The sequence below is a fragment of the Microbacterium sp. NPDC087665 genome, from assembly GCF_044743285.1.
In the GTDB taxonomy this organism is placed as follows: Bacteria; Actinomycetota; Actinomycetes; order Actinomycetales; family Microbacteriaceae; genus Microbacterium.
The window spans coordinates 665087-671509 of record NZ_JBIUWD010000002.1 but is presented as its reverse complement, the minus strand read 5'-3'; the positions used below and the strand labels follow the sequence as shown (position 1 = coordinate 671509).

Below are 6423 nucleotides of genomic sequence, written 5' to 3'. Positions count from 1 at the left end.
ACCTTCGTGTGATCGAACAGGAACCTAGACAGCTCCCACTCGACACCGAAGGTCTCTCCTACGTCAACAACGATCCGGGTCAGTACAGCTAGCGCGGTGCGGCGCCGCCGGTGGGCGCGGTCAGCGCGCGCCTCAGTCGGCGTGGCCTTCGGCGAGGTACGCGAGGCGATGGAGCGTCTCGGCGTTGCGCAGACGGAGCAGCGGCGTCGTCAGAAAGCTCGGAACGAGAGTGGCGGGTCCGCTCACCGGTTCCTCGTCGATCCGCACCATCGCACCGTCGCCCCACGAGCGCACGCGCAGCGTCACGCGGGCTTCGCCGATCGGCCACCCCTTCGCGCGCATCACCATGCGGTGCGGCGGCAGCCACTCCTCGACGACGGTCGTGTCGTCCAGCAGCGCCGGCCAGACTCCGACGGAGTGGTGCAGTTCGGCACCCGGCGACGGCCAGGTGTCATCGACGTCGCGCATGCGCGACGCGCCCACGACCCACGCGGGGTACAGCCAGCCGTTCTCCAGCACCCGGAAGACATCGCTCGGGAGGCAGCTCATCGTGCGTACGTTCTTCGCCATGTGCTGATGGTGGGGCCGAGTGGCCGGCCGCGCACAGGGGCTTGACTCGCGCCGTTCAGCGGGTGAGGTGTGCGCGCAGCGCCTCGACCACGAGTGCGTGGTCGTCGTGCATCTCGAGCCCGCTCACTCCGATCGCTCCGGCGAGCGTGCCGCCGATCCGGATCGGGAAGGCCCCACCGGCCGCGGCGAACAGGGTGGGGTCGAGACGGGAGCTCGTCGAGAAGTCCTCCCCGCGGGAGGCGAAGTCGTAGAACACGGCGAGTGAGGAGTGCCCGAAGTGCTCCACGACCCGGAACTTGCGTTCGAGCCAGGCGTCGTTGAGAGCGCTCGTGCCGGACGTCGCCATGTGGAACGCCCGCTGGCCGCCCAGCACGACCGAGGTGACGATGGGCAGAGCATCCGCCACCGCACGCTCGTGCAGCCATGACCCCACCGTCCACGCGTCTGCCACGGTGAATCGTTCGAAGTCCAACTCCCGCTCCTCGTCTTCGAGGGAACGCAGGACGTCACGGGGATCAGCACTGGTCATGTTCCGGACACTAGCAGCGCGCGATGGTCGCCAGAAAAGAAAGTCCGATCAATCTGTGACGTTTCGTGCGCTGCACCCGTCTTAGAAGTGTCGACGACAGTGCGACCCGCACCACGAGGCGCGGACACAGGCATGAAGGAGCGCATGATGGCGAACGTGACCGGTGGCAACCAGCCGAAGGCTCAGGTCGTGACGGCACCGATGGTGGCGTCTGTGGGGAGGACCACGATCGAAGACGGCGTCGTCGCGAAGATCGCGGGCATCGCTGCGCGCGAGGTCGATGGCGTCTACGCGCTCGGTGGGGGAGCCGCGCGCATGGTCGGGGCGATCCGCGATGCGTTGAACACGACGGACCTCTCGCAGGGCATCGCCGTGGAGGTCGGGGAGACGCAGGTCGCGGTCGACGTGACCATCGTCGCCGAGTACCCGGTGTCGTTGCAGAAGGTCGCCGACGACGTGCGTGCGGCGATCCACACCGCGATGGTCGAGCTCGTCGGCATGGATGTGGCCGAGGTGAACGTCACGATCAACGACGTGCACGTGCCCGCGGAAGACGACGAGGTCGAGGTCGAGGTCGTCCAGGAACGGGTCCTGTAGTCGAACCCCTTGACCGATGGTCGAGCGGAGCGTAGCCAGGGGATCGTGAGGATTCGATTCCGAGATCCGGATTCGAGGTGGGAAGGAGACGCGATGAGCGCCGCAGCACCCATCCGATGTCCACGCGACTCCGAACACCGAGGAGACGCGAGCGAGGGAGCGGGTAGATGGTTCGTGAAGGTTTTCGCGGTGAACTCGAGCGGGCCGACGACAGCATCGTCGCCGGCCGCGCCATGGATGGGGACGTCGCGGCGTTCGCGGTGCTGGTGCGGCGGTACACGCCGATGATGCGCGCGTACACGCAGCGGATGCTGAACGCCTCGGCCGAGGTCGACGACATCGTGCAGGAGGCTTTCGTCACCGCCTGGCAGCGGCTCCCCGAGATCGAGGAGCCGGCCAGGGTGAAGAGCTGGTTGATGCGCATCGTCAGTCGCAAGGCCGTCGACCGCATCCGCGCGCGGCGTCCCGTGGTCGACATCGACGAGATCGATCAGGCCGCACCGGAATCCGCGTCTCCTGCGCGCAGGGCGGAGACGCGGGCGGGGATCGCCGCGCTCGGCGCTGTGCTGGGCGAGCTTCCGGATGCTCAGAGGGAATGCTGGGTGCTGCGTGAGATCGGCGGCTACTCCTACGACGAGATCGCCGAGGAGCTCGGTGTTCCCACTGCCACCGCGCGAGGGCTGCTGGCTCGCGCCCGAAAATACATGATCGTGCGGATGGAGGAGTGGCGATGACTGACGACCGCGAGACTCCCGAACTGCGTCGACTCGGACTCGAGCCGACCGACCTCGACGGGCACACGCTGGAAGAGCTTTCCGACTACCTCGACTCCGGCCGGAGCCCTGCCGATCCGTCGATCGACGGATCGGCCGGATGCCTCCTGGCCCTGGACGCCCTCGACCGGCTCCGCGGTCTCGGCGGACAGCTGATCGAAGAGGATGCGGCGAACGGGCGCGAAGTCGAAGCGAGCTGGGTGGACAGCATCCTGAGCGGAATCGCCTTGGATGCCCGCGCGGGCCGGCGCATCCCCTTCCTCTCCGGCGATCCCACCGAAGATCTTGGAATCACGGAGGGCGCCGTGCGCGGCCTCATCCGCGCGGCCGAGACCGAGGTGCCGGGGCTGCTGGTCGGCCGGTGCCGTCTCGATGGAGATGTCTCCGAGCCGGGCGCGCCGATCCACATCACGCTCGAGGCGAGCATCCGCTACGGCGAATCGATTCCTCGTCTCACCGATCTGCTGCGCGCCGAGGTCGCGCAGCGGCTGAGCGTGCACACTGAACTGAACGTGGTCGGGATCGATATCGCGGTGCGGGGTCTCCAGGAACCCGGATCGCCGAAGGAGGAGGGGCGATGACTCCGCAGGAACGGCTGGATCTCGCCACTCGTCTCGAGGCCGTCGTGCGCGCGGTTCCCGGGGTGACGAACCTGTACAGGTCGGGTTCGCTCGTCTCCAACCTGATCGGCGACGGTGCGGCCGCCCTCGGCGTGCGCGCGGCCGCGGGGCCGTTGATCACCATCACCGAGAGCGATGACCGCATCGCGGTGGAGGCCTCGCTCGGAGTGGCCGGAGACGTCGGCTCTGCCGTGACTCTTCGCGCCGTGCGCGCAGCGATCGCTGCGGCGACCGCACCTGTCGCCGTGAGCGTGCACCTCACCGTGGCATACCTGCATGATCGGGAGTGATGGACTCCGGTCGCAGAAAGGCCCGGTATCCGACGGGGATACCGGGCCTTTTCGCGACAGGAAGCTACCGCCGCAGACGGGGATCAGGCGATCGCGCGCAACCCGTCGACGAGCGGCGTCGTCGCACGGCCGATCAGACGCGCGAGCGTGCCGTCGGTGTCGGCGAGAGCGCCATCGCGGATGCCCGCATCCAGTGCGGTGACGAAGCCCACGGTGCCGGCGTCAAGACCGGCGGCCTCCAGGGCCGCTGCATGCTGCTCCGGCGTCAGCGCACGGTACTCGACCGGGCGTCCGATCACCTCGCCGATCGCAGCGGCGAGGTCGTCGTACGTCCAGGCGACGTCGCCGCCGAGTTCGTACTCCTGGCCGATGTGGCCGTCTTCGAGAAGCACCACGGCTGCGGCATCCGCGAAGTCCGCGCGGCTCGCCGAGGCCACGCGACCGTCGCCGACACCGGCCGACAGCACGCCGGTCTCGCGCGCCTGGGCGAGATCGCCCGCGTAGTTCTCGGTGTACCAGTTGTTGCGCAGGATCACGGCGGGGAGCCCCGCCGCAGCGATGAGTTCCTCGGTGACCTTGTGCTCGGGCGCGAGCACGAGAGCGCTCGTCGGTGCCTTCGGAGCGCTCGTGTAGACGAACTTCGTCACGCCGGCGTTCTTCGCGGCGTCGATGACGGCGCGGTGCTGAGCGACGCGGCGTCCGACCTCCGACCCGGAGACGAGGAGCACGGAGTCGACGCCGTCGAGCGCGGCGGCGAGCGTCTCGGGTCGGTCGTAGTCGACGACGGCCGTGCGCACGCCCCGCGCCGCGAGATCGGAGGCCTTGGCGACGTCGCGCACACCGGCGACGATCGAGGAGGGCTCCGCTCCGCGGGCGATGAGGCTGTCGATGACGAGGCGGCCGAGGTGTCCGGTGGCACCGGTGACGAGAGTGGTCATGAGGGTCCTTTCGTGGGGATGACATCCTCGACAACCGGGCGTTGCTGTGAAACCTTCCGCTCGGTGGGTACCCACTTTGAAGTAAGGTACATACATGTCGGTGAGTTTTGCAGGAATCCGGGACAGCGCTCCGAACATCTTCGAAGAGGGATGCGGTACCCGCGTCGTCCTCGACCACATCATGAGCAAGTGGGGTGTGCTCGTGCTGTCGTGCCTGTCTGACGGCACGCTGCGCTGGGGCGCCCTCCGTCGCGAAGTCGACGGCATCAGCGAGAAGATGTTGGCCTCGACCCTGCGCACCCTCGCCGACGACGGACTCGTGCACCGCGAGTCCTTCCCCACGGTGCCCCCGCACGTCGAATACAGCCTTACTCCGCTCGGCCGCGACCTCATGGAGCGGATGCTGCCGCTGATGGCCTGGATCGCTGAACACTCGGACGGAATGCTCGGTCGCGACTGAAACTGCTGATTCCGTCGAACGCCTCGGGTAGAACCACGAAATCCGTCGCATCCAGAAAACGATTGACGCGATAACGCAACAGCCGTACTGTTCTGACCATGGCAGCAACGACGCCGATTCACCTTGAACGACCCGACGGCAAGGGACTGGCGGCAGGCACGCTGGGGCTGTGGGGTTCGACCGTCATCGGTCTGGCCTCCACCGCGCCCGTGTACTCGCTCGTCGCGACGCTCGGATTCGTGGTCCTCGCCGTCGGCGCGCAGGCGCCGATCGCCTTCATCATCGCTTTCGTGCCGATGCTCCTCATCGCCTTCGCCTACCGGGAACTGAACAATGCCGTGCCCGACTGCGGCACCACGTTCACGTGGGGGACCAAGGCATTCGGTCCCTGGGTGGGCTGGATGGGCGGCTGGGGTGTCGCGGTCGCCGGCATGGTCGTGCTCGCGAACCTCGCCCAGATCGCCTCCGTGTACTTCTGGTCGCTGGTTGGTCAGGACCTCGAGAACAACGACTGGCGGGTGGTGCTCGTCGCCGTCATCTTCATCGCGGCGATGACGTGGGTCAGCTGGCGCGGGGTCGAGATCGGCGAGCGCATCCAGAACATCCTGCTCGGCATCCAATACCTCGCTCTCGTGATCTTCATCGTGACGGCGCTGTGGCAGTTCTTCGCGGGCTCCGCCCCGAACCCCACACCGTTCGACATGGAGTGGCTGAACCCGTTCGCCTTCACCGACTGGTCCGGCTTCACCGAGGCGATCCTGCTCGCACTCTTCATCTACTGGGGCTGGGACACCTGCCTCGCGCTGAACGAGGAGACGAAGGACCCCAAGCGCATCCCGGGTCGCGCGGCGCTGCTGACCACCGTGATCCTGCTCTTCACGTACGTCTCGGTGACGATCGCGGCGATGATGTACGCGGGCCTCGGAGAGACGGGCACGGGTCTCGGCAACGAAGCCAACGCCGACGATTTCTTCCTCGCGATCAAGGACGGCCTGCTCGGCCCGTTCGGATGGGTGCTGGTGGTCGCGGTGATCATCTCGGCGATCTCGTCGACGCAGACCACGATCCTCCCCACCGCGCGCGGCACGCTCGCGATGGGCGTGTACCGCGCCCTTCCCGCACGCTTCAAGGACGTGCACCCCACTTACAAGACGCCGTCGTTCTCGACCCTGGTCATGGGCGTCGTCGCGACCCTCTACTACGTCGGCATGACGCTCATCAGCGACAACATCCTGCAGGACTCGATCCTGTCTCTCGGTCTCGCGATCGCGTTCTACTACGCCATCACCGGATTCGCCTGCGTCTGGTACTTCCGCAAAGACGTCTTCCGCTCGCCCCGCGAGTTCTTCTTCAAGGGACTGTTCCCGTTCCTCGGCGGCCTGATGCTGGCCGCGGCATTCGTGCAGTCGGCGATCGACATGTGGGACGTCGACTACGGCTACACGGTGCTCTTCGGCATCGGCGGAACGTTCGTGATCGGCATCGGTTCGCTCGCCTTCGGTCTGGTGCTGATGTTCGTCTGGTACCTGTTCCCGCGATCGAAGCGCTTCTTCCGCGGGGAGAGCCTCAACCGCGACACCGAAGTGATGGTGCCCGACGAGCCGGCCGTGGCGATCCGGTCGATCGACGGCGGCATCTAACCGCAG

General features: G+C 67.2%; 9 protein-coding genes. 6 read left to right on the top strand and 3 right to left on the bottom strand.

Annotated features, from left to right (window positions below):
• Positions 1 to 132 precede the first annotated feature (132 nt).
• Positions 133 to 570, bottom strand: a complete 438-nt coding sequence (locus ACIOSY_RS06690; protein WP_400850906.1) for an SRPBCC family protein — start codon at positions 568 to 570, stop codon at positions 133 to 135.
• A 55-nt stretch (positions 571 to 625) separates the two neighbouring features.
• Positions 626 to 1099 carry a heme-degrading domain-containing protein gene (locus ACIOSY_RS06685; protein ID WP_400850903.1) on the bottom strand — a complete coding sequence of 158 codons (474 nt, stop codon included), beginning with the start codon at positions 1097 to 1099 and terminating at the stop codon, positions 626 to 628.
• Positions 1100 to 1246: 147 nt separating this feature from the next.
• Between ACIOSY_RS06685 and ACIOSY_RS06680 the strand changes: the two genes are divergently transcribed.
• The 4 genes from ACIOSY_RS06680 to ACIOSY_RS06665 all read left to right on the top strand — a co-directional run bounded on the left by ACIOSY_RS06680 (position 1247) and on the right by ACIOSY_RS06665 (position 3379).
• A complete protein-coding gene (locus ACIOSY_RS06680; protein WP_400850900.1) occupies positions 1247 to 1696 on the top strand; it encodes an Asp23/Gls24 family envelope stress response protein in 450 nt (149 codons plus the stop codon).
• A gap of 167 nt (positions 1697 to 1863) precedes the next feature.
• On the top strand, positions 1864 to 2430 hold the full coding sequence (locus tag ACIOSY_RS06675; RefSeq protein ID WP_400850897.1) for an RNA polymerase sigma factor: 567 nt from the start codon (positions 1864 to 1866) through the stop codon (positions 2428 to 2430).
• Positions 2427 to 3050 (top strand): hypothetical protein, encoded by a 624-nt coding sequence (locus tag ACIOSY_RS06670; protein ID WP_400850894.1) that lies wholly within the window; start codon positions 2427 to 2429, stop codon positions 3048 to 3050. The genes ACIOSY_RS06675 and ACIOSY_RS06670 overlap by 4 nt, the downstream gene beginning before the upstream one ends.
• Positions 3047 to 3379: a hypothetical protein gene (locus ACIOSY_RS06665; RefSeq protein ID WP_400850891.1), complete on the top strand. Its 333-nt coding sequence runs from the start codon at positions 3047 to 3049 to the stop codon at positions 3377 to 3379. Before ACIOSY_RS06670 ends, ACIOSY_RS06665 begins: the two co-directional genes overlap by 4 nt.
• Positions 3380 to 3462: 83 nt before the next feature.
• Here the strand turns inward: ACIOSY_RS06665 and ACIOSY_RS06660 are convergent, their stop codons facing one another.
• On the bottom strand, positions 3463 to 4317 hold the full coding sequence (locus ACIOSY_RS06660; RefSeq protein WP_400850888.1) for an SDR family oxidoreductase: 855 nt from the start codon (positions 4315 to 4317) through the stop codon (positions 3463 to 3465).
• 94 nt (positions 4318 to 4411) lie between these two features.
• On the opposite strand from ACIOSY_RS06660, the gene ACIOSY_RS06655 reads away from it, so the two are divergent.
• Together ACIOSY_RS06655 and ACIOSY_RS06650 are read left to right on the top strand one after the other, a co-directional pair.
• Positions 4412 to 4777 (top strand): winged helix-turn-helix transcriptional regulator, encoded by a 366-nt coding sequence (locus tag ACIOSY_RS06655; protein WP_400850885.1) that lies wholly within the window; start codon positions 4412 to 4414, stop codon positions 4775 to 4777.
• Between the two features lie 98 nt (positions 4778 to 4875).
• Positions 4876 to 6417: an APC family permease gene (locus ACIOSY_RS06650; RefSeq protein WP_400850882.1), complete on the top strand. Its 1542-nt coding sequence runs from the start codon at positions 4876 to 4878 to the stop codon at positions 6415 to 6417.
• Positions 6418 to 6423 lie beyond the last annotated feature (6 nt).

Excerpts from the sequence above, each read along its gene's own strand:
- ACIOSY_RS06685 (WP_400850903.1), bottom strand. The coding sequence starts at position 1,099 with ATGACCAGTGCTGATCCCCGTGACGTCCTGCGTTCCCTCGAAGACGAG.
- ACIOSY_RS06675 (WP_400850897.1), top strand. The coding sequence starts at position 1,864 with ATGGTTCGTGAAGGTTTTCGCGGTGAACTCGAGCGGGCCGACGACAGC.
- ACIOSY_RS06655 (WP_400850885.1), top strand. The coding sequence starts at position 4,412 with ATGTCGGTGAGTTTTGCAGGAATCCGGGACAGCGCTCCGAACATCTTC.
- ACIOSY_RS06665 (WP_400850891.1), top strand. The coding sequence starts at position 3,047 with ATGACTCCGCAGGAACGGCTGGATCTCGCCACTCGTCTCGAGGCCGTC.
- ACIOSY_RS06660 (WP_400850888.1), bottom strand. The coding sequence starts at position 4,317 with ATGACCACTCTCGTCACCGGTGCCACCGGACACCTCGGCCGCCTCGTC.
- ACIOSY_RS06670 (WP_400850894.1), top strand. The coding sequence starts at position 2,427 with ATGACTGACGACCGCGAGACTCCCGAACTGCGTCGACTCGGACTCGAG.
- ACIOSY_RS06650 (WP_400850882.1), top strand. The coding sequence starts at position 4,876 with ATGGCAGCAACGACGCCGATTCACCTTGAACGACCCGACGGCAAGGGA.
- ACIOSY_RS06680 (WP_400850900.1), top strand. The coding sequence starts at position 1,247 with ATGGCGAACGTGACCGGTGGCAACCAGCCGAAGGCTCAGGTCGTGACG.
- ACIOSY_RS06690 (WP_400850906.1), bottom strand. The coding sequence starts at position 570 with ATGGCGAAGAACGTACGCACGATGAGCTGCCTCCCGAGCGATGTCTTC.